The sequence below is a fragment of the Roseovarius halophilus (ex Wu et al. 2025) genome (assembly GCF_047086965.1).
Window position 1 is genome coordinate 24,401 of record NZ_JBKOTX010000018.1, and the last position, 21,074, is coordinate 45,474.

Here is a 21,074-nt window from a genome sequence, read left to right on the forward strand (position 1 = left end):
AGCGGCGCACCTCCGGGCGTGCGGCCGCGAAACGAGGAGCAAGACCATGACCAAGTTCGATTCAAGCTGGGCCGCCGCGGAACAGGCACGGCGCGACTGGGTGGCCGAGAACGGCCTGTACCGGCCCGAGGACGAGCGCGCCAACTGCGGCGTGGGCCTTGTCGTTTCGATGGACGGAAAACCGTCGCGGCAGGTGGTGCAGAACGGCATCGACGCGCTCAAGGCGGTCTGGCATCGCGGTGCGGTAGATGCCGACGGCAAGACCGGCGATGGCGCGGGCATCCACGTCCAGATCCCGGTGCCCTTCTTCTATGACCAGGTCGAACGCACGGGCCACACCCCGCGCCGCGACGAACTGCTTGCGGTGGGCCAGGTGTTCCTGCCGCGCACGGATTTCGGCGCGCAAGAGACCTGCCGGACGATCGTGGAATCCGAAGTGCTGCGGATGGGTTATTCAATCTATGGCTGGCGCCATGTGCCCGTGGCCGTTGATTGCCTCGGCGAGAAGGCCAATGCGACCCGCCCCGAGATCGAGCAGATCCTGATTTCCAACGCCAAGGGCGTGGACGAGGAAACCTTCGAGCGCGAGCTTTACGTCATTCGCCGCCGGATCGAGAAGGCTGCCATCGCGGCAGGCGTGCAGGAACTCTACCTGGCGTCCCTTTCGTGCCGCAGCATCATCTACAAGGGCATGATGCTCGCCGAGCAGGTAGCCGAGTTCTATCCCGACCTGTTGGACGAGCGCTTCGAGAGCGCCTTTGCGATCTACCACCAGCGCTATTCGACCAACACCTTCCCGCAGTGGTGGCTGGCCCAGCCTTTCCGGATGCTGGCCCACAACGGCGAGATCAACACGCTCAAGGGCAATCTGAACTGGCTGCGCAGCCACGAGATCCGCATGGCCAGCGCCGCATTCGGCGACATGGCCGAGGACATCAAGCCCATCGTGCCGGGCGGGTCGTCGGATTCGGCGGCGCTCGACGCGGTCTTCGAGGTGCTGGTGCGTTCCGGCCGGTCGGCGCCCATGGCCAAGACGCTGATGGTGCCTGAAAGCTGGTCCAAGCAGGCCACCGAACTGCCGCAAACCTGGCGCGACATGTATTCCTATTGCAACAGCGTGATGGAGCCCTGGGACGGGCCGGCAGCGCTGGCCATGACCGACGGGCGCTGGGTCTGCGCCGGGCTTGACCGCAACGGGCTGCGCCCCATGCGCTATGTCGTCACCGGCGACGGACTGGTGGTCGCGGGCTCCGAGGTTGGCATGGTGCCCACGGACGAGGCGACTGTGGTCGAGAAGGGCGCGCTTGGTCCGGGCCAGATGCTGGCCATCGACATGGCGAGTGGCACGCTGTTCCACGATACCGAGATCAAGAACAAGCTGGCCCGCGCGCTGCCCTTCGGTGACTGGGTGGGCAAGATCAACAACCTTGATGACAAGCTGGCCGGGGTCACCGAGGTGCCGCTGCATTCCGGGGCCGATTTGCGCAAGCGCCAGATCGCCGCCGGCTACAGCATCGAGGAGCTGGAGAGCATCCTGGTCCCCATGGCCGAGGATGCCAAGGAAGCCATCGCCTCGATGGGGGATGACACGCCCAGCGCGGTGCTGTCGGACAAGTATCGCCCTCTCAGCCACTTCTTCCGCCAGAACTTCAGCCAGGTCACGAACCCGCCGATCGACAGCTTGCGCGAGTTCCGGGTGATGAGCCTTAAGACCCGGTTCGGTAACCTCAAGAACGTGCTCGACGAGGACAGCAGCCAGACCGAGATCCTGGTGCTGGAAAGCCCCTTCGTGGGCAATGCCCAGTGGGATGCGCTGGTGGCTTCGTTCAACGCCCCGGCGGTCGAGATCGACTGTACTTTCCCGGCCGGTAGCGGGGCCTCGGCGCTGCGTGAGGCGCTGACCCGCATTCGTGAAGAGGCCGAGGACGCGGTGCGTTCGGGCGCGGGGCATCTGGTGCTGACCGATCAGCACCAAGACCCGGACAAGGTGCCCATGCCGATGATACTGGCCACAAGCGCCGTGCATAGCTGGCTGACACGCAAGGGTCTGCGGACCTTCACCTCGATCAACGTGCGCTCGGCCGAGTGCATCGACCCGCAGTACTTCGCCGTGCTGGTCAGCAGCGGTGCAACGGTCGTCAATGCCTACCTGGCCGAGGACAGCCTGGCCGATCGGATCGAGCGCGGCCTTCTGGACACCACCCTGACCGAGGCCATGGCGCGGTATCGCAAGGCCATCGACCAGGGGCTTCTCAAGATCATGGCCAAGATGGGGATCTCAGTCATCTCGTCCTATCGCGGCGGGCTGAACTTCGAGGCGGTGGGCCTGTCCCGCGCCATGGTGGCCGAGTATTTCCCCGGCATGCAAAGCCGAATCTCGGGCATCGGGCTGGGCGGCCTGCAAAAGCAGGTGGAAAAGGTCCATGCGCAGGGCTGGCGCAGCAGCCAGGACATCCTGCCCATCGGAGGCTTCTACAAGGCGCGCCGCTCGGGCGAGAAGCACGCTTGGGAAGCCACCTCGATGCATCTGATGCAGGAAGCCTGCAACCGGGCCTCGCACGAGATGTGGAAGCAGTATTCGACGGCCATGCGGTCGAACCCGCCGATCCATCTGCGCGACCTTCTGGCGATCAAGCCGCTGGGCCAGTCGATCCCGATCGAAGAGGTCGAGAGCATCACCAGCATCCGCAAGCGGTTCGTCACGCCGGGGATGTCGCTGGGCGCGCTGTCGCCCGAGGCGCACAAGACGCTGAACGTTGCCATGAACCGCATCGGCGCCAAGTCCGACAGCGGCGAAGGCGGCGAGGACCCGGCGCATTTCGTGCCCGAGCCCAACGGCGACAATCCCTCGGCCAAGATCAAACAGGTGGCGTCCGGGCGCTTTGGTGTCACGGCGGAATACCTCAACCAGTGCGAGGAACTGGAGATCAAGGTCGCCCAGGGCGCCAAGCCCGGCGAGGGCGGCCAGCTTCCGGGCATGAAGGTCACCGACCTGATCGCGCGGCTGCGGTATTCGACCAAGGGCGTGACGCTGATCTCGCCCCCGCCGCACCACGACATCTACTCCATCGAGGATCTGGCGCAGCTGATCTATGACCTCAAGCAGATCAACCCGCGCTGCAAGGTGACGGTGAAACTCGTCGCGTCCAGCGGTGTCGGCACCATCGCGGCCGGTGTGGCCAAGGCCAAGGCCGACGTGATCCTGATCTCGGGGCACAACGGCGGCACGGGTGCCAGCCCGGCGACCAGCATCAAGTACGCGGGCCTGCCCTGGGAAATGGGCCTGACCGAGACGCATCAGGTGTTGTCGATGAACAACCTGCGTTCGCGCGTGACCCTGCGCACCGACGGCGGGCTGCGCACGGGCCGGGACGTCGTCATGGCCGCCATGATGGGGGCCGAGGAATACGGCATCGGCACCGCCGGCCTGATCGCGATGGGCTGTATCATGGTGCGCCAGTGCCAGTCGAACACTTGCCCGGTCGGTGTCTGCACCCAGGACGAGCGTCTGCGCGAGAAGTTCACCGGCAATGCCGACAAGGTGGTCAACCTGATCAGCTTCTACGCCTCCGAGGTGCGCGAGATTCTGGCCGAGATCGGTGCGCGGAGCCTGGACGAGGTGATCGGGCGCGCGGACCTTCTGGCGCAGGTCAGCCGCGGGTCGGCCCACCTGGACGATCTGGACCTCAACCCGCTGCTGATCACCGTCGACGGGGCCAAGGAGATCGTTCACGACCGCGAAAAGCCGCGCAACGAGGTCTCGGACACCCTGGATGCGCAGATCGTCAAGGACGCCGCGCGCTTCCTCCAGGACGGCGAGAAGATGCAGCTGGAATATTCGGTGCAGAACACCCTGCGAACGATCGGCACCCGCACGTCGAGCCATATCGTGCGCAACTTTGGGATGAACAACGACCTTCAGCCCGACCACCTGACGGTCAAGCTCAAGGGCAGCGCGGGCCAGTCGTTGGGCGCTTTCGCCGCGCCGGGTCTGAAGCTCGTCGTCTCGGGAGATGCCAATGACTACGTGGGCAAGGGCCTTTCCGGAGGCACCGTCGTGGTACGGCCGCCGCAGGGTAGCCCGCTGGTGGCCAGCGAGAACACCATCATCGGCAACACGGTGTTGTACGGGGCGACGGGGGGCTACCTCTTTGCCGCGGGGCGGGCCGGGGAACGCTTCGCGGTGCGCAACTCGGGCGCGCATGTGGTCATTGAGGGCTGCGGGTCGAACGGCTGTGAGTACATGACCGGCGGGGTTGCGGTGATCCTCGGTGAAATTGGCGCCAACTTCGGGGCTGGGATGACCGGCGGCATGGCCTATCTGCACGACCCCGATGGCACGGCGCGCAACCTGATGAACATGGAAACGCTGGTGACCTGCTCGGTCACGGTGGATCACTGGGAGGTCGAGCTGAAAGGCCTGATCGAGCGCCACGCCGCCGAGACCGGCAGCCGCAAGGCCGCCGACCTGTTGCAGAACTGGCAGGTCGAGAAGCCGAACTTCGTTCAGGTCTGCCCCAGGGAGATGCTGCCGCATCTATCGGCCCCGCTGGGGCTGGAGGACAGCGCCGTCCCGGCCGAGTGAGCCTGCCGCACCATCCTCGCCCGGTCCCCCTCGGGATCGGGCGTGCAGCGGGGCTGCGTCCGCTTGACCGTCCGCGCCGGACGGTGTGAATGGGCGCATGACTAGGAAACGCGCAGTAAAAAACAAAGCGGCCCCGGGCGATCCGCCCGGCGCCGGCCCGTGGCTGGCACGCGTCCGCGCGACATTGCGGCGCTGGCTTCTTCGGGGCGCGCTTGGCATTTTCGGGGCGACTGTCCTTCTGGTCGCGCTTTTCGCCGTGCTCAACCCGCCGACAACGCCCTACATCTGGTCGGAAAGCCGCCGCCTGGATGGGGTGGCGCACGCGTGGGTGCGCATGGCCGAGATCGCACCGGTCATGGCCCGCGCCGCCGTGGCCGCCGAGGACGCCGACTATTGCCGGCACTGGGGGCTGGATCTTTCGGCGATCCGGGCGGCCATGTCCGATGGCGGGCGGCGCGGGGCCTCGACCATCAGCCAGCAGACGGTCAAGAATGTCTACCTCTGGCAAGGGCGCAGCTGGTTGCGGAAATCCATCGAGGCACTGGTCACGCCGCTGGTCGAGGCGATCTGGTCCAAGCGCCGTATCCTCGAGGTCTACCTCAACGTGGCCGAGTTCGACGCGGGCGTCTTCGGCGTCGAGGCCGCAGCGCAGCACTACTTCGGCATTCCGGCACGGGACCTGAGCCCGGTGCAGGCGGCGCGGCTGGCGGCGGTGCTGCCCGACCCCAAGGGCCGCTCGGCGGCGCGGCCCTCGGATTTTCTGCGCCGCCGGGCGGCCGGCATCCGCGACGGGGCGGCAACGATCCGCAGGGATGGCCGGGCGGCCTGTTTTGAGGCGTGACCCGGGATTGAACCCGCCCCGCGCATCGGGCATGGAAGGGATGTGCACCCGAACCGAGACAGCCCAGATGAACCGCCTTTATCACTACCCCCTCTCGCCGTTCAGCCGCAAAGTGCGCCTGAGCCTGGCCGAGAAGAAGATCGAGGTGGAACTGGTCGAGGAACGCTACTGGGAGAAGGACCCCGACTTTTTGCGGCGCAACCCGGCGGGCAAGGTGCCGGTCCTGAAGATGGGCAATCGTACCATGGCCGACAGCACCGCGATCTGCGAATATCTGGAAGAGGCCCATCCGGTTCCGGCCCTGCTGCCGACCACACCCGAGGCCCGCTACGAGGTGCGCCGCCTCGTGGCCTGGTTCGACGACAAGTTCAACAGCGAGGTCACGACCAAGCTGATGGGCGAGCGGATGTTCCGCAAGGTCATGGGCACCGGCTATCCCGACAGCACCAACGTCAAGGCCGGCGCCAAGGCGATCAAGTATCACATCGACTACATGGCCTGGCTGCTGGACCAGCGCCGCTGGCTGGCCGGCGACCAGATGAGCCTCGCCGATTTCGCCGCCGCCGCGCATCTGAGCTGTCTCGACTATATCTCGGATGTGGACTGGAACCGATCCGAGGCGGTCAAGGACTGGTATGCCAAGATCAAGTCGCGCCCGGCCTTCCGGTCGATCCTGGCCGACCAGGTGCCGGGATTCCCGCAGCCGGACCATTATGCCGATCTGGATTTCTGATCCGGTCTCGCCGCCTTCGGCGTCGATCCGGGCGAGGGGCGCTGCCCCTCGCGCTCCCCGGGATATTTCGAGCCAGAGGCAGCAGGGGGTGATTTGTCCGACCTGAAGGCACGGCTGGTGGACAAGGCCCTGGCCGAGGGCTTTGCAAGCGTGGGCGTTTGCCGCCCGGATGCGGTGCCCGAGCTCGCAGATCAGCTGGACCGTTTCGTGGCCGAGGGGCGGCACGGACAGATGGGCTGGATGGCCGAACGCATGGCCTGGCGCGGCGATCCTTCGGCGCTCTGGCCCAGGGCGCGGTCCGTGGTGATGCTGGCCGAGCCCTATACCCCCGATCACGACCCGCTGGAGGTATTGGAGCAGCGCGACCGGGCGGCGATTTCCGTCTATGCGCAGAACCGCGACTACCACGACATCGTCAAGAAGCGGCTCAAGCGGGTCGGGCGCTGGCTGGTCGAGCAGGAGGGCTGCGAGATCAAGGTCTTCGTGGACACGGCCCCGGTGATGGAAAAGCCCCTGGCACAGGCGGCGGGCCTCGGCTGGCAGGGCAAGCATACCAACCTGCTGAGCCGCGCGATGGGCAACTGGTTCTTTCTGGGGGCGATCTTCACGACCGCAGATCTGGAACCGGACGCGCCGGGGCAGGAAAATTGCGGGTCCTGCACCGCCTGCCTCGATATCTGTCCGACCGATGCCTTCCCCGCGCCGTTCCAGCTGGATGCGCGGCGCTGCATTTCCTACCTGACGATCGAGCACAAGGGCCCGGTGGACGCAGAATTGCGCCCGCTGATGGGCAACCGCATCTACGGCTGCGACGATTGCCTGGCGATCTGCCCTTGGAACAAGTTCGCGCAAGAGGCCACCGAGATGCGCTATGCCGGCCGCGAGGACTTGCGCGCGCCAAGTTTGGCCGAACTGGCACGATTGGACGACGCGGGATTCCGTGCCATGTTCTCGGGGAGCCCGATCAAGCGGATCGGCCGTGACCGTTTCGTGCGCAATGTGCTCTATGCGATCGGCAATTCGGGCGATGCGGCGCTGGTGCCGGTGGCGCAGGGGCTCTGTGACGATCCGGATGCGGCGGTCGCGGATGCGGCGCGCTGGGCGGCCGGGCGATTGAGGGACGGGAGGATCGAATGAAACGACTGGCCATGATCCTGGCGCTGCTGGCAACGCCCCTCGCGGCACAGGTCGAGCAGGGGCGCCCCAACGCCGATTTCGAGCCCGCCTTCCCAAGTCAGACCCGCGCGCCGGCCCTGGAGGAAACACCAGTGCAGGCAGAGTGGTTGGCGCGAGGGCTGGAACATCCTTGGGGCATCGCCGTTCTGTCTGATGGTAGGTTTCTTGTCACCGAGCGCCCTGGCCGGATGCGCCTGATCGGGCCCGAGGGGGCCTCGGGGCCGATCGAGGGCGTGCCAGAGGTCGATGCGCGGCGGCAAGGCGGCCTGCTGGATGTCACCGTGCGCGATGACTTCGACCAGACGCGGCAGGTCTGGTGGACCTATGCCAAACGCGTGACGGGCGGCACGGTGACGGCCGCTGCGACCGGCACCCTGAGCGCGGATGGCAGCCGCATGGAGGATGCACGCGACATCTTCGTGCAGGAGCCGCCCTCGCGGAACCCGATGCACTATGGCAGCCGCATCGTCTTCGGCCCGGACGGCGTGGCCCATATCACCACCGGAGAGCATTTCAGCCGCGCCGACAGGCAATTGGCGCAGGACCTCGATACCACCTACGGCAAGGTCGTCCGTGTGACGCCCGAGGGCGAGGTGCCCCCCGACAACCCCTTCGTCGGCCGCGAGGGGCTGGATACGATCTGGTCCTATGGCCATCGCAACATGCAGGGCGCGGCAATCGGGCCGCAGGGGCAGCTTTGGACAATCGAGCACGGCCCGGCGGGCGGGGATGAGCTGAACCGCCCGCTTCCGGGGCGCAACTACGGCTGGCCGGTGATCTCTTACGGTGTGAACTACAACCGGAGCAGCGTCGGCTCGGGCCAGGCCGTGCGCGAGGCGATGGAGCAGCCGGTCTACTACTGGGACCCGGTGATCGCGCCGGGCGGCATGATGTTTCACAACGGCCGAGGCGGGTTCGACTGGGCGGGCGACCTGCTGATCGGGTCGCTCAATCCCGGCGGGCTGGTGCGGCTGCGGTTTGCCCAGGGCCGCGTCGCGGGCGAGGAACGCCTGCTGCGCGACATCGGGCGGGTCCGTGATGTCGAGGTGCTGGACGATGGCACCGTGCTGCTGCTGATCGACGCCCCCGACGGGGGGGTCATGCGGGTGCGCCCGGCGGGCTGACTGGCCATTTCGCAGCGCCGGGCGTAAGCAAGGCGCATGTTCGCCGCCACGACAGCCCTCAGCCCCGTGCGGGGTATCTTCCTGATGATTTCCGCCGTGACGATCTTTACCGTCATGTCCGCTTTCATCAAGGCGGCGCCGGGGGTGCCGGCGGGCGAGGCGATGTTCTTCCGCTCGGTTCTCGCCATGCCGATCATCCTGGTCTGGCTGATCTGGCAGGGTGACTGGCCGCAGGGCATCCGCACCAAGAGCATCCGCAATCACGCGGTGCGCGGGCTGGTCGGCTCTGCGGCCATGGGGCTTGGGTTCGCGGGCCTGAAGTATCTGCCCCTGCCCGAGGTCACGGCGATTCGCTTTGCCACGCCGGTCGTGATGGTGGTGCTGGCCGCGCTGATGCTGGGCGAGCGCTTGCGCCTGATCCGCATTACCGCAGTGGCGCTGGGCCTTGTCGGGGTGTTGATCATCATCTGGCCACGGCTGAGTTTCGGGCTGAACAATACCGAGGCGCTGGGTGCGCTGATGGTGCTGGGCTCGGCCTGTCTTGCCGCCCTGGCGCAGGTCTTCGTCAAGGGCATGAGCGGGACCGAGACGACGGCGGCCATCGTCTTCTGGTTTTCGCTGACCTCGACGGGCGCCTCGCTTCTGACCTTGCCGTTCGGCTGGGTCTGGCCCGATGCGGGCGAGGCGGCCTTTCTCGTGGGCGCGGGCCTGGTGGGTGGCATGGGGCAGATCTTGCTGACCTCTTCCTACCGGCTGGCCGATGCCGGGGTGCTTGCGCCCTTCACCTATGTCTCGATGCTTTGGTCGGTGGTGATCGGCTATGTCTGGTTTGACGAGGTGCCGACCCTGCCGATGCTGGTGGGCGCGGCGCTGGTGATCCTCGCGGGCGTCGTCATCGTGCTGCGGGAGCGGCAGCTGGGCAACAACACCACCGCCCGCCGCAAGGTCAGCGCCAAGGGGCTGCAATAGCCGCCCGGGGGTTGAACCCGTGCATTTCCGACCCCCACATGGTAGGGTGAAGACAGAAGAACCCGAAAGGAGGACCAGATGACGCGCCATATCGTGGACCGCCCCAAATCCCGCGACAACCCGTCCCGGGCCAAGGCCTTCCTGAAGATTCAAAGAGATGTTCATCCCAGCGATGCCACGCGCCGCTTGCAGCGTGAGCCGCGCAGGCATGGTGTCGGGCGACTCAAGCAGTTCCTGCGGATCGAGCGGGGCCGGACGGCCTGAGCCGCAAACCCGATACCCCCGGAGCTGCCTCCGGGGGTATCGCGCGCCAAAGTGCTTGGGCCTAGCTCCGCACCAGCTTTTCGTAACCCTCGACCATGTCCTTGGCCAGCGCACCGACTTCGAAGGTATAGTCTCCGATCTGGCCCACCGGCGTGACCTCGGCGGCGGTGCCGGTTAGCCAGCATTGCTCGAAGCCTACCAGTTCTTCGGGCATGATCACCCGCTCGTGGACCTTGACATGGCGCTCGCGCAACATGTCGATCACGGTCTGGCGGGTCAGCCCGTTGAGGAAGACATCCGCCTTGGGTGTGTGGACCTCGCCATCCTTGACGAAAAAGATGTTCGCCCCGGTGCATTCGGCCACGTAGCCGCGATAGTCCATGAACAGCGCATCCGAACAGCCCTTTGCCTCGGCCTCGTGTTTGGAGATGGTGCAGATCATGTAGAGCCCGGCCGCCTTGGCGTGAACCGGGATGGTCTCGGGGCTGGGGCGCTTCCACTTGGCGATATCCAGCTTGGCCCCCTTGAACTTGGCGTCGCCGTAATAGGCGCCCCATTCCCAGGCCGCCACGGCCAGTCGGACCGGGTTGCGGGCCGAGGCCACGCCCATGTCTTCGCCGGCGCCGCGCCAGGCCACCGCGCGCACATAGGCATCGGACAGGCCGTTGGCGGCCAGGACCTGCTGCTTGGCGGCCTCGATTTCATCAACCGTGTAGGGGAGTTCGAAATCCAGCTCGCCCGCCGAGAAATGCAGGCGTTCGGAGTGGTCGCGGCTGCGGAAGATTTTGCCACCATAGGCACGCTCGCCCTCGAAGACCGAAGAGGCATAGTGCAGCGCATGGCTCAGGACATGCACCTTGGCCTCGCGCCACTGCACAAGCTGGCCGTCCAGCCAGATCTTTCCGTCACGATCGTCATAGCCACCCGCCATCGCACCCTCCTTCAGGATTTGCATTTATTGCGCGCATTAGGTCCAATATGGACATAAAATTTCGCAAAATCTGTAATTCGATACTGATCACGCCTTGGAATGTCAACAACACTGACGTATTGTTACGTCAAGCGTGAAGAGGAGGCAGACGTGGCCGAGGGACCCGAGGGCGGACAGGCGCTTCTGTTCCTGACCGACGATCAGCTGCGCAAGGGGATCGAGGCGATGTTCTTCGCCTATCGCGGGTTCACTGCCGATCCCGACCGCATCCTGGCCGAGCTGGCCTATGGCCGCGCGCATCACAGGGCCGTTCACTTCATCGGGCGCCGACCGGGGACAACAGTGAACAACCTGTTGTCGATTCTCGGGGTCACCAAGCAATCTCTCAACCGCGTGTTGCGCACGCTGATCGAAGATGGCCTTGTCATCAGCGAGGTGGGGCGGAGCGACAAGCGCGAGCGCAATCTCTACCTGACTGATGCGGGCCGTGCGCTGGAACAGCGCCTCTCCGATGCCCAGAGGGACCGCATGCGCGCCGCCTACCGGGCCGCCGGCCCCGAGGCCGTGGCCGGGTTCCGCCAGGTGCTGGAGGCGATGATGGACGAGGACCTTCACCGCCACTACCGCGAGATGAAGGATCTGAAGGTGTGAGATGATGGCGGAGAAACCGGGGGACAGCCCGCACCTGCTGGTGGTGGACGACGACGAACGCATCCGGGCCCTGTTGCAGAAATTCCTGGCCCGGAACGGCTTTCTCGTGACGAGTGCGCGCGATGCCGACCACGCGCGGCGCATCCTGTCGGGGCTGGACTTCGACCTGATCGTTCTGGACGTGATGATGCCCGGCGATGACGGGATCACCCTGTGCGCCGAGTTGCGCGCCCGCCGCTCTACCCCGATCCTGCTGCTGACGGCCCGGGCCGAGACCGAGGACCGGATCGCGGGACTCGAGGCGGGCGCCGACGATTACCTGCCGAAGCCCTTCGAACCCAAGGAGTTGCTGCTGCGAATCAACTCGATCCTGCGGCGGATGCCCGCGGCCGAGCCTGGCGCTGGGGTGCCCAAGGTGCTGCACATGGGCCCGCTGCGCTATGATATCGAGCGCGGCGAGATGTGGCGCGGCGAGGACCTCGTGCGCTTGACCGCGACCGAGAGCCAGCTGTTGCAGATCTTCTCGGACCAGCCGGGCGAGCCCGTCAGCCGGGCCGATCTCGTGGATCGTCTGGGGCGCAGCGGGGGACAGGCGCAGGAGCGCGCGGTGGACGTCCAGATCACCCGGCTGCGCCGCAAGCTGGAGGACGATCCCAAGCAGCCGCGCTATCTGCAGACGGTGCGGGGTGCCGGTTACATGCTCGCCCCGGACTGAAGCGGGCGGCTGGAAAATCGTGACGCCTTTGGCGTCGCAGGTTTTCGGGGACATTGGCGCCGGACCGGCCAGGGGGATGGGCCGTTGTCCCGGCGGCGACTGTCGTGTCGTGAGTTTATTTGCCAAGATGAAGGGCGGCCTTGTGCCGCGCCGCCGGATGCGGTTTCTACTGGGGCATGACCACAGCCCTGATCACCCATCACGATTTCCTTGGCCATGTAACTCCGCCGGGCCACCCCGAGCAGGTAGCGCGGATGGATGCCGTGCATGGCGCGCTTGAAAACATGGACCTGACCCGCGTGGTGGCCCCGATGGCCGCCGAGGCGGATTTGTTGCGTGTGCATCCCAAGGCCCACCTCGACCGGGTCGCGGTGGCGGTACCCGAGACGGGCGCCCGGGCGCTGGACGCCGATACCCATGTCTCGGCCGGGTCGCTGGCGGCGGCCTGGAAAGCGGCGGGTGCGGTGATCCGCGGGGTCGACATGGTGATGGCGGGCGAAGTGGGAAATGCCTTTGCCGCCGTGCGCCCGCCCGGCCACCACGCCGAGACCGAGACGCCCATGGGATTCTGCCTGTTCGGCAGCGTTGCGGCTGCGGCGAAGCATGCGCTGGAGCATCACGGGCTGTCGCGCGTGGCGGTGGTGGATTTCGACGTGCATCACGGCAACGGGACGCAGGATCTTCTTTGGGACGAGCGGCGCGTTCTGTTCGTCTCGTCGCACCAGATGCCGCTCTGGCCCGGGACCGGGCGGCGCGACGAGACCGGCGCCTTCGACAATGTGATGAACCTGCCCCTGCCGCCCGAGAGTGACGGTGCGCACATGCGGCGGGTCTACGCGGCCGAGGTCTTTCCGCGCCTGCGGGATTTCGCGCCCGAGCTGATCCTGATCTCGGCCGGGTTCGACGCGCACCGGGCCGATCCGCTGGCCCAGCTGAGCTGGGACGAGTCGGATTTCGCCTGGATCACCGAAAATCTTTGCGCGATCGCGCGCGAGACATGCGGGGGCCGTGTGGTCTCGGCACTGGAGGGCGGGTATGATCTGGAGGCCCTGGGTGCCAGCGTGGCCGCCCATGTAACTGCCCTGATGGAGAATGCCCGATGAGTGACCGCCCCGTTGCCGAGATGAGTTTCGAAGAGGCCCTGCGCGAACTGGAAGAGGTCGTGGGCAAGCTGGAACGCGGCGAGGTCCCGCTGGACGAGAGCATCAAGCTCTACGAACGGGGGGCGGAGCTGCGCACCCGCTGCGAGGCCAAGCTGAAGGAGGCCGAAGAAAAGGTCGCCAAGTTGACGCTGGATGGGGATGGCAGCCCGACCGGCACCGAGCCGCTGGACGCGGGCTGAGCCATGACGCTGCAGGCGGCGGTCGAACGCGCCCGGTTCGCGGCGGAGGCCCGGATCGGCGCCGCGCTGGGCGGCCTGGATCTGCCGGTGGCGCGGGCGATGCTTTATGCCGTGCGCGGTGGCAAGGGCCTGCGCGCCTTCCTTGTTTGCGAGGGTGCGCGGCTGCACGGAGTCGACGATGCCATTGCCCCGGCCGCGGCGATCGAATGCATCCATGGCTACTCGCTGGTTCATGACGACCTGCCCTGCATGGATGACGACGCCCTGCGGCGCGGGCAGCCCACTGTGCATGTGAAATGGGACGAGGCGACGGCGGTGCTCGTGGGCGATGCGCTGCAATCCCTGGCCTTCGACCTGGTGGCGCAGGCCAAGGGGGACGCGGGCGATGTCCTGGCCCTGAGCCGTGGTCTGGCCCAGGCTGCCGGGGTGCGCGGCATGGTTGGCGGGCAGGCCATCGACATTGCTGCGGAGAATGCCGCGCGGCCGCTGACCCTGGCCGAGGTCGAAGCGCTTCAGGCGGGCAAGACCGGGGCGCTGATCCACTGGGCGGCAACGGCGGGGCCGGTGCTGGCCGGGGGGGAGGCCGGACCCTTGGGGCGCTATGGCGCGGCGCTTGGCCGGGCCTTCCAGATCTGGGACGATGTGCTGGATGTCGAGGGCAACGCCGCGACCCTGGGCAAGGCCACGGGCAAGGACGACGGGGCCGGCAAGGCGACCTTCGTGTCGCTGCTCGGGCTGGAGGCGGCCAAGCGCCGCGCGGCCGACCTGGTGACAGAGGCTTGCGATGCCCTAGCTGTTTATGGTGAAGACGCGGAAATGATGCGGGACTTGGCCCGCTACGTGATTGCGCGGGAAAAATGATGAGCCAGCCAACCGAAACGCCCCTGTTGGACAAGGTGCGACTCCCGGCCGACCTGAAGCGGCTGTCGGACGCGCAACTGCGGCAACTGGCCGACGAGTTGCGGCGCGAGACGATTTCGGCCGTCAGCGAGACCGGCGGGCACCTGGGCGCGGGCCTTGGCGTCGTGGAGCTGACCGTGGCCCTCCATGCGGTCTTCGACACGCCGAAGGACAAGATCGTCTGGGATGTCAGCCACCAGACCTATCCGCACAAGATCCTCACCGGGCGGCGCGACCGCATCCGGACCCTGCGGCAGAAGGACGGCCTGTCGGGCTTCACCAAGCGGTCCGAAAGCCCCTATGATCCCTTCGGCGCGGCCCATTCCAGCACCTCGATCAGTGCCGCGCTGGGCTTTTCCGTGGCTCGCGACCTGGGCGGCGAGGGCGGCGATGCCGTTGCAGTGATCGGTGACGGCGCCATGAGCGCCGGCATGGCCTTCGAGGCGATGAACAACGCCGGGCACCTGGGCAAGCGGCTGATCGTGATCCTGAACGACAACGAGATGTCCATCGCGCCGCCGGTGGGGGCCATGTCGTCCTACCTGTCGCAGCTTTACGCAGGGGCGCCGTTCCAGGACCTCAAGGCGGCGGCCAAGGGGGCGGTGTCCTTCCTTCCGCCGCCCCTGCAAGAGGGCGCGCGCCGGGCCAGGGATGCGCTCAAGCACATGACGGTCGGCGGAACGTTGTTCGAGGCGCTGGGCTTTTCCTATATCGGTCCGATAGACGGGCATGACCTCGACCAGGTGCTTGCGGTGCTGCGCACGGTGCATGCGCGGGCGACGGGGCCGATCCTGATCCATGCCATCACGCAGAAGGGCAAGGGCTACGCCCCCGCCGAGCAGGCCCTGGATCGCGGCCATGCCACGGCGAAATTCGACATGGTCACGGGCGAGCAGAAGAAGGCACCGTCCAACGCGCCCAGCTACACCTCGGTCTTTGCCGAGGCGCTGACCACGCAGGCGGACGCGGACGACAGGATCGTCGCGGTGACGGCGGCGATGCCCGACGGCACCGGGCTGGCGCGCTTCATGGACCGCTATGCCAGCCGGTGTTTCGACGTGGGCATCGCCGAGCAACATGCCGTGACCTTCAGCGCCGCACTGGCAGCGGGGGGGATGAAACCCTTTTGCGCGCTCTATTCCACCTTCCTGCAGCGGGGCTATGACCAGGTGGTGCATGACGTTGCGATCCAGCGGTTGCCGGTGCGCTTTGCCATCGACCGGGCCGGGCTTGTCGGCGCCGATGGGGCGACCCATGCCGGCTCTTTCGACATCGCCTACCTGGCGAACCTGCCGGGGTTCACCGTCATGGCCGCCGCCGACGAGGCCGAGCTTGTGCGCATGGTGGCCACGGCGGCGGCGCATGACGAGGGCCCCATCGCCTTCCGCTTTCCGCGCGGTGAAGGGGTGGGCGTCGAGATCCCCGCCGAGGCGGAGGTGCTCGAGATCGGCAAGGGCCGCATCGTGCAGCAGGGCCAGGGTGTCGCCATCCTGTCCTTCGGCACGCGGCTCGCCGAGGTGGAGAAGGCCTGCGAGGCGTTGGGCGGCAAGGGCATCACCCCCACCGTGGCCGATGCCCGTTTCGCCAAGCCTTTGGACCGGGAGATGATCCTGCAACTGGCCGAGGGACACGAGGCGCTGATCACCATCGAGGAGGGTGCCATCGGTGGTTTCGGCAGCCATGTTGCGCAGCTTCTGGCCGAGGCGGGTATCTTTGACCGGGGGCTGAAATACCGCTCCATGGTGCTGCCTGACATCTTCATCGACCAGGCCAGCCCGCGCGACATGTACGCGGTGGCCGGCATGAACGCCGAGCATATCGAAGCAAAGGTTCTGGATGTGCTGGGTGTCGGGGTTCTGGGCAAGCGGGCGTGACCGAACGGTGCGGCTGCGCCGCGCAGGTTTTTCCGGGACATCTGCAGCGCAACGCACATCGGCAGCATCGGCGAAATCCCTGACGCCTGGGCAGTGAGTTTATTTGCCAAGATGAAGCGGGCGCGGTCAGCGCCTGTCGTTCAGCCGCTGTTCGATCGCGTCCAGCCGCTTGAGCACCTCGTCGCGGTAGCTGCCGGTGGCGGCGTCGGCCTCTTCGTGGTGGGCGTCCTGCATGGAGTTGACGATCAGGCCCACCAGCAGGTTCACCACGGCAAAGGTCGTCACGAGGATGAAGGGCACGAAGAAGGCCCAGGCCTGGGGGTAAACCTCCATCACCGGGCGGACGATGCCCATGGACCAGCTTTCCAGCGTCATGATCTGGAACAGTGTATAGGCCGACTGACCCAGCGTTCCGAACCACTCTGGGAAGGCATCACCGAAAAGCTTGGTCGAGATCACCGCGCCGATGTAGAACATCATGGCCATCAGCATGAAGACGCTGCCCATGCCCGGCAGGGCGGTCACGAAGCCCTCGACCACGCGGCGCAGGCTCGGGGCCGCTGAAATGACCCGCAGCACCCGCAGGATACGCAGCGCGCGCAGTACCGAGAGGGTCTGGCCCGCCGGGACTAGGGCGATGGCGACGATGGCGAAATCGAAGAGGTTCCAGCCGGAGGCGAAGAAGCGCAGCCGGTGGGCAAAAAGCTTGGCGCCGATCTCGATCACGAAGACGGCAAGGCAGGCGGTGTCGAGCGCATAGATCACCGCCCCCCACTGCGCCATCAGGGCATCCGAGGTCTCTAGCCCCAGGATGACCGCGTTGAAGACGATCACGCCGATGATGACATTCCGCACCAAGGGCCGGTCCATGAAGAGGGCGGTTCTGTGTCTGAGGGTCATGAGGCGGGGTCTGACTAAGAGGTTGCGGTCAATCGGTGGCGTCTTCGGCCAGCAGGGCGCGCAGGCCGCTCCGGTAATCGGGATGGCGCAGGGTCACGCCCAGCTCTGTCTTGATGCGCGCGTTCCTGACCTTCTTGGATTCGGCGTAAAAGCTGCGGGCCATGGGTGACATCTCGGTGGTATCGAAATCCACCGCGGGCGGCTCGGGCCGGTCGAGGAGCCTTGCGGCGAAGGACAGCACGTCCTGCGGCGGGGCCGGGTCGTCATCGCAGACGTTGTAGACCGCGCCGGGGTTCGGTCGGGCGATCGAGGCCTCAAGCACCTGGGCGATGTCCGCGACATGGATGCGCGAGAAGACCTGACCGGGCTTGATGATGCGGCGGGCGGTGCCCTGCCGGACCTTCTCGAAAGGGCCGCGTCCTGGGCCGTAGATGCCTGCCAGACGGAAGATGTGCAGCGGCAGGCCCTGGTCGGCCCAGGCGGCCTCGGCGGCGACGCGACGCGCGCCCCGCGCGGTGCCCGGGGTCAGCGGGGTGCTCTCGTCCACCCAGGCGCCACCGTGGTCGCCGTAGACGCCCGTGGTCGAAAGGTAGCCGACCCAGCTGAACTGATCGGCCCGGGCGCGCAACGCCTCGCCCATCAATGCCAGCGTCGGGTCGCCGTCCTCGGTGGGGCCGGTAGAGATCAGCAGGTGGGTCGCCCCGTCGAGCCCGGTCTCGATCGCGCCGCGGTCCCAGGGCAGGGGGGTGACTCCCTCGGCGCGCAGCGCGTCGGCCTTGTCCGTGCTGCGGGTGGTGCCGGCGATATCCCAGCCGCGCGGCACCAGTCGCCGCGCCAGCGCCCGGGCCGAGTAGCCATGTCCGAAAGAGATGAGCCGCGTCATGATCCCTAGTTGGGGCAGGCGCGCCCGAGTGGCAAGAGGATTGTCCCCGCTTTGCGCGCCGGTGTGCCCGGCACCGCCCCGGGTGCTGCGCGAGAAGGCGCAACGCCCTGATCAATGGCTTGCGGCGGGCGGCAATCTGGTGTCAGTGTCGGGCAAGTTCGATCACAAGGCCGACCGGCACCGATTTCGCAGCGCGTAGGCGGTGTTTCCCGATAGCCGCCAAGGGGGAACGGCACCATGATTCCGTCCGATGCAGACCTGCCCGTCCGCACCCCCGAGGTGCCCGGCCCCGAGAGCTTTTCCGATGCGGCCAGCGCCGTGGCGCGGCTGCGCGAGCTCCACGAGATCGCGGTGGATTTCCTGACTCGGTCGTTCAACGACAATGTCGTCGGTGACCGGCCCGACACGCGGTTCCGCGCCTTCTATCCCGAACTGCGTCTGACCACCACGACCTTTGCCCACAATGACACGCGCCTAAGCTTTGGCCATGTGGCCGAACCGGGCACCTATTCGACCACGATCACCCGGCCGGACCTGTTCGAGGGCTACCTGACCCAGCAGATCGACCTGTTGATTCAGAACCACGACCAGCCGGTGACCGTGGGGATTTCGACCACCGCCATGCCGGTTCATTTCGCCGTGCGTGGCGAGATCAACGTGCCCCAGGACGGGGCGATCCGCTATGCCCTGCGCGACGTTTTCGACGTGCCCGATCTGGCGCAGATGCATGACGACATCGTCAACGGGACCGGCTTTCGCTACGCTGACGGCTCGGCCCCGCTGGCGCCTTTCACCGCGCCGCGGATCGACTATTCGCTGGCCCGCCTGCAGCACTACACCGCGACCGCGCCCGAGCATTTCCAGAACCACGTGATGTTCACCAACTACCAGTTCTACGTCCAGGAATTCGAGGCCTTTGCCCGCAAGATGTTGGCCGATCCCGACAGCGGCTATACCGGCTTCGTGGCGCCGGGCTGCGACGAGATCACCGACCCCCACGCGCCGCTGTCGCTGCCCGACAAACTGCCGCAGATGCCGACCTATCATCTGAAACGGCCGGGCAATGCGGGGATCACGCTGGTCAACATCGGGGTGGGGCCATCCAACGCCAAGACGGCGACGGATCACATCGCCGTCCTGCGGCCCCACGCCTGGCTGATGGTTGGCCATTGTGCCGGGTTGCGCAATTCCCAGCGTCTGGGGGACTTTGTCCTGGCGCACGGCTACCTGCGCGAGGACAAGGTGCTGGACGACGATCTGCCGGTCTGGGTGCCGATCCCGGCGCTGGCCGAGATACAGATCGCGCTGGAAACCGCCGTGGCCGGGGAAACCGCGCTGGAGGGTTATGACCTTAAGCGGCTGATGCGGACGGGCACCGTGGCCTCGCTCGACAATCGCAACTGGGAGCTGCGCGAGCACACCGGGCCGGTCCAGCGGCTGTCGCAGTCCCGCGCCATCGCGCTGGACATGGAGAGCGCGACCATAGCCGCAAACGGGTTCCGGTTCCGGGTGCCCTATGGCACGCTGCTGTGTGTCAGCGACAAGCCGCTGCACGGGGAACTCAAGTTGCCGGGCATGGCCAGCGACTTCTACAAGACGCAGGTGGCGCGTCACCTGCGCATCGGAATCCGGGCGATGGAACACCTGCGCGAGATGCCGCTCGAGCGCATCCACAGCCGGAAATTGCGCTCTTTCGAGGAGACGGCCTTCCTCTGAGCGGCAAAAATACCAACAAAATAGGGTTTTTTTGCCCGCAAAATTACACTAACCGTTGTGGGCACACACAAGATGCCGTTTAATGACGGTAGAAAAGCCCAACACATCGGGCAGAGCGAGGAGACGACACATGGCAAAACCCCTTACCAAGACGCAGCTGGTCGCAGCACTGGCCGAGGAAATGGGCACCGACAAGAAATCCGCAGGCACGGCCCTGGACGCGATGACCGAGGTCATCACCCGCGAGGTCTCCGGCGGCGGTGCCGTTACCCTTCCCGGTGTCGGCAAGATCTACTGCCGCGAGCGCCCGGAGCGCATGGTCCGCAACCCGGCCACCGGCGAGCAGATCAAGAAGGACGCCGACAAGGTGGTCAAGATGACCATCGCCAAGGCGCTCAAGGACAGCGTGAATTCCTGATCCTTGACAGGATTGGCTGAAAAGGGTCGCCCGGCGGGCGGCCCTTTTTCGTTCGCGGGCGGCCCTTTCCAAGACCGGCGGTTCGTGGTCAGGTCGCACCGTGACAATTGCAAGGACAGCCGGACAGAATGAAGACCGAGGTAGATATCAGGGCCATCCTTCTGGGCTTGGCCTTCGGGGTTATGTGGGCCTCGGCCTTCACGTCCGCGCGGGTGATCGTCGAGTATGCCGCGCCGCTACATGCCCTGGCGATCCGGTTCCTGATCTCGGGGATGATCGGCGTGGTCCTGGCGCGGATGTTGGGGCAGAGCTGGCGCCTGACCCGGCGCCAGTGGATGGCCACCATCGTCTTCGGAATCTGTCAGAACGCGCTTTACCTCGGGCTGAACTTCGTGGCCATGCAGACGGTCGAGGCCTCGCTGGCGGCGATCATCGCCTCGACCATGCCGCTTGTCGTGGCCATCGCCGGCTGGGCGGTCTTCCGTGAAAAGCTGCCGCCGCTTGGCATTGCCGGACTGGTTGCGGGCATCGTCGGGGTGGCGGTCATCATGGGCACAAGGGTGCAGGGCGGGGCCGACTTGTATGGAATCGCGCTCTGTGCGCTCGCCGTCCTGTCGCTGGCGGTGGCGACAATGTCCGTGCGCGGGGCCTCCTCGGGCGGGAACTTCCTGATGATCGTGGGGCTGCAGATGCTGGTGGGCAGCGCGTTGCTCTGGGTCGCGGCGCTGACGTTCGAGACCTTCCGCGTCACCTGGACATGGCAACTGGGCCTGGCCTTCGGCTATACGGTGATCGTGCCGGGGTTGATGGCGACGCTGGTCTGGTTCGTCCTTGTCAACCGTATCGGCGCGGTGCGCGCGGCGGTGTTCCACTTCCTGACGCCCTTCTTCGGGGTGCTGACCGCCTGGCTCCTGCTGGGCGAACCGCTGGGCTGGGGCGACGTGATCGGCGTGGCGATCATCACCTTCGGCATCCTCGCGGTGCAGCTGTCCAGGCAGAAACCCGCCGCGCCGGCCAAGCAGGCCGCCTAGGTGACAAGACTGCCGCGCCGA

General features: G+C 66.5%; 19 protein-coding genes. 16 read left to right on the forward strand and 3 right to left on the reverse strand.

Annotated elements, in window-relative coordinates; all coding sequences use genetic code 11:
- The first annotated feature begins 46 nt into the window (after window positions 1-46).
- The 7 genes from gltB to ACH107_RS05655 all read left to right on the forward strand — a co-directional run bounded on the left by gltB (window position 47) and on the right by ACH107_RS05655 (window position 9,692).
- Complete coding sequence (gltB, locus tag ACH107_RS05625) at window positions 47-4,585, forward strand: glutamate synthase large subunit (RefSeq protein ID WP_412504983.1); 4,539 nt, start codon at window positions 47-49, stop codon at window positions 4,583-4,585.
- Between the two features lie 97 nt (window positions 4,586-4,682).
- The gene (gene mtgA, locus ACH107_RS05630; RefSeq protein WP_310690005.1) at window positions 4,683-5,426 is read left to right on the forward strand and encodes a monofunctional biosynthetic peptidoglycan transglycosylase; all 744 of its coding nucleotides are present in this window, start codon (window positions 4,683-4,685) and stop codon (window positions 5,424-5,426) included.
- A 67-nt stretch (window positions 5,427-5,493) separates the two neighbouring features.
- Window positions 5,494-6,159 carry a glutathione S-transferase family protein gene (locus ACH107_RS05635; RefSeq protein WP_310690004.1) on the forward strand — a complete coding sequence of 222 codons (666 nt, stop codon included), beginning with the start codon at window positions 5,494-5,496 and terminating at the stop codon, window positions 6,157-6,159.
- A 93-nt stretch (window positions 6,160-6,252) separates the two neighbouring features.
- Window positions 6,253-7,296 (forward strand): tRNA epoxyqueuosine(34) reductase QueG, encoded by a 1,044-nt coding sequence (queG, locus tag ACH107_RS05640; RefSeq protein ID WP_412504984.1) that lies wholly within the window; start codon window positions 6,253-6,255, stop codon window positions 7,294-7,296.
- Window positions 7,293-8,459 carry a PQQ-dependent sugar dehydrogenase gene (locus ACH107_RS05645; protein WP_412504985.1) on the forward strand — a complete coding sequence of 389 codons (1,167 nt, stop codon included), beginning with the start codon at window positions 7,293-7,295 and terminating at the stop codon, window positions 8,457-8,459. The genes queG and ACH107_RS05645 overlap by 4 nt, the downstream gene beginning before the upstream one ends.
- Before the next feature lie 36 nt (window positions 8,460-8,495).
- On the forward strand, window positions 8,496-9,428 hold the full coding sequence (locus tag ACH107_RS05650; protein ID WP_412504986.1) for a DMT family transporter: 933 nt from the start codon (window positions 8,496-8,498) through the stop codon (window positions 9,426-9,428).
- A gap of 78 nt (window positions 9,429-9,506) precedes the next feature.
- Window positions 9,507-9,692, forward strand: coding sequence for a hypothetical protein (locus ACH107_RS05655; protein WP_310690000.1), 186 nt, complete (start codon window positions 9,507-9,509; stop codon window positions 9,690-9,692).
- 61 nt (window positions 9,693-9,753) lie between these two features.
- On the opposite strand, the gene ACH107_RS05660 is transcribed toward ACH107_RS05655, so the two are convergent.
- A complete protein-coding gene (locus ACH107_RS05660; RefSeq protein ID WP_412504995.1) occupies window positions 9,754-10,623 on the reverse strand; it encodes a branched-chain amino acid aminotransferase in 870 nt (289 codons plus the stop codon).
- Between the two features lie 99 nt (window positions 10,624-10,722).
- Between ACH107_RS05660 and ACH107_RS05665 the strand changes: the two genes are divergently transcribed.
- The 6 genes from ACH107_RS05665 to dxs all read left to right on the forward strand — a co-directional run bounded on the left by ACH107_RS05665 (window position 10,723) and on the right by dxs (window position 16,105).
- Window positions 10,723-11,274 (forward strand): MarR family winged helix-turn-helix transcriptional regulator, encoded by a 552-nt coding sequence (locus tag ACH107_RS05665; protein ID WP_405049817.1) that lies wholly within the window; start codon window positions 10,723-10,725, stop codon window positions 11,272-11,274.
- Window positions 11,275-11,278: 4 nt separating this feature from the next.
- Window positions 11,279-11,989 carry a response regulator gene (locus ACH107_RS05670; protein WP_310689998.1) on the forward strand — a complete coding sequence of 237 codons (711 nt, stop codon included), beginning with the start codon at window positions 11,279-11,281 and terminating at the stop codon, window positions 11,987-11,989.
- 176 nt (window positions 11,990-12,165) lie between these two features.
- Complete coding sequence (locus ACH107_RS05675; protein WP_412504987.1) at window positions 12,166-13,092, forward strand: histone deacetylase family protein; 927 nt, start codon at window positions 12,166-12,168, stop codon at window positions 13,090-13,092.
- Entirely contained in the window at window positions 13,089-13,331 is a 243-nt protein-coding gene (locus ACH107_RS05680) for an exodeoxyribonuclease VII small subunit (protein ID WP_310689996.1), read from the forward strand. Before ACH107_RS05675 ends, ACH107_RS05680 begins: the two co-directional genes overlap by 4 nt.
- Window positions 13,332-13,334: 3 nt before the next feature.
- Window positions 13,335-14,192, forward strand: coding sequence for a polyprenyl synthetase family protein (locus ACH107_RS05685; RefSeq protein WP_310689995.1), 858 nt, complete (start codon window positions 13,335-13,337; stop codon window positions 14,190-14,192).
- Window positions 14,192-16,105 carry a 1-deoxy-D-xylulose-5-phosphate synthase gene (dxs, locus tag ACH107_RS05690; protein ID WP_412504988.1) on the forward strand — a complete coding sequence of 638 codons (1,914 nt, stop codon included), beginning with the start codon at window positions 14,192-14,194 and terminating at the stop codon, window positions 16,103-16,105. The genes ACH107_RS05685 and dxs overlap by 1 nt, the downstream gene beginning before the upstream one ends.
- A gap of 126 nt (window positions 16,106-16,231) precedes the next feature.
- Here the strand turns inward: dxs and ACH107_RS05695 are convergent, their stop codons facing one another.
- Together ACH107_RS05695 and ACH107_RS05700 are read right to left on the reverse strand one after the other, a co-directional pair.
- Window positions 16,232-17,005 carry an ion transporter gene (locus ACH107_RS05695; RefSeq protein WP_412504989.1) on the reverse strand — a complete coding sequence of 258 codons (774 nt, stop codon included), beginning with the start codon at window positions 17,003-17,005 and terminating at the stop codon, window positions 16,232-16,234.
- A 28-nt stretch (window positions 17,006-17,033) separates the two neighbouring features.
- Window positions 17,034-17,888, reverse strand: coding sequence for an SDR family oxidoreductase (locus tag ACH107_RS05700; RefSeq protein ID WP_310689992.1), 855 nt, complete (start codon window positions 17,886-17,888; stop codon window positions 17,034-17,036).
- Window positions 17,889-18,125: 237 nt separating this feature from the next.
- On the opposite strand from ACH107_RS05700, the gene ACH107_RS05705 reads away from it, so the two are divergent.
- From ACH107_RS05705 to ACH107_RS05715, 3 genes are all read left to right on the forward strand, one after another.
- Window positions 18,126-19,604, forward strand: coding sequence for an AMP nucleosidase (locus ACH107_RS05705; RefSeq protein WP_412504990.1), 1,479 nt, complete (start codon window positions 18,126-18,128; stop codon window positions 19,602-19,604).
- A gap of 130 nt (window positions 19,605-19,734) precedes the next feature.
- Window positions 19,735-20,022 (forward strand): HU family DNA-binding protein, encoded by a 288-nt coding sequence (locus ACH107_RS05710; RefSeq protein WP_412504991.1) that lies wholly within the window; start codon window positions 19,735-19,737, stop codon window positions 20,020-20,022.
- 128 nt (window positions 20,023-20,150) lie between these two features.
- The gene (locus tag ACH107_RS05715) at window positions 20,151-21,053 is read left to right on the forward strand and encodes a DMT family transporter (protein WP_412504992.1); all 903 of its coding nucleotides are present in this window, start codon (window positions 20,151-20,153) and stop codon (window positions 21,051-21,053) included.
- Window positions 21,054-21,074: the final 21 nt, after the last annotated feature.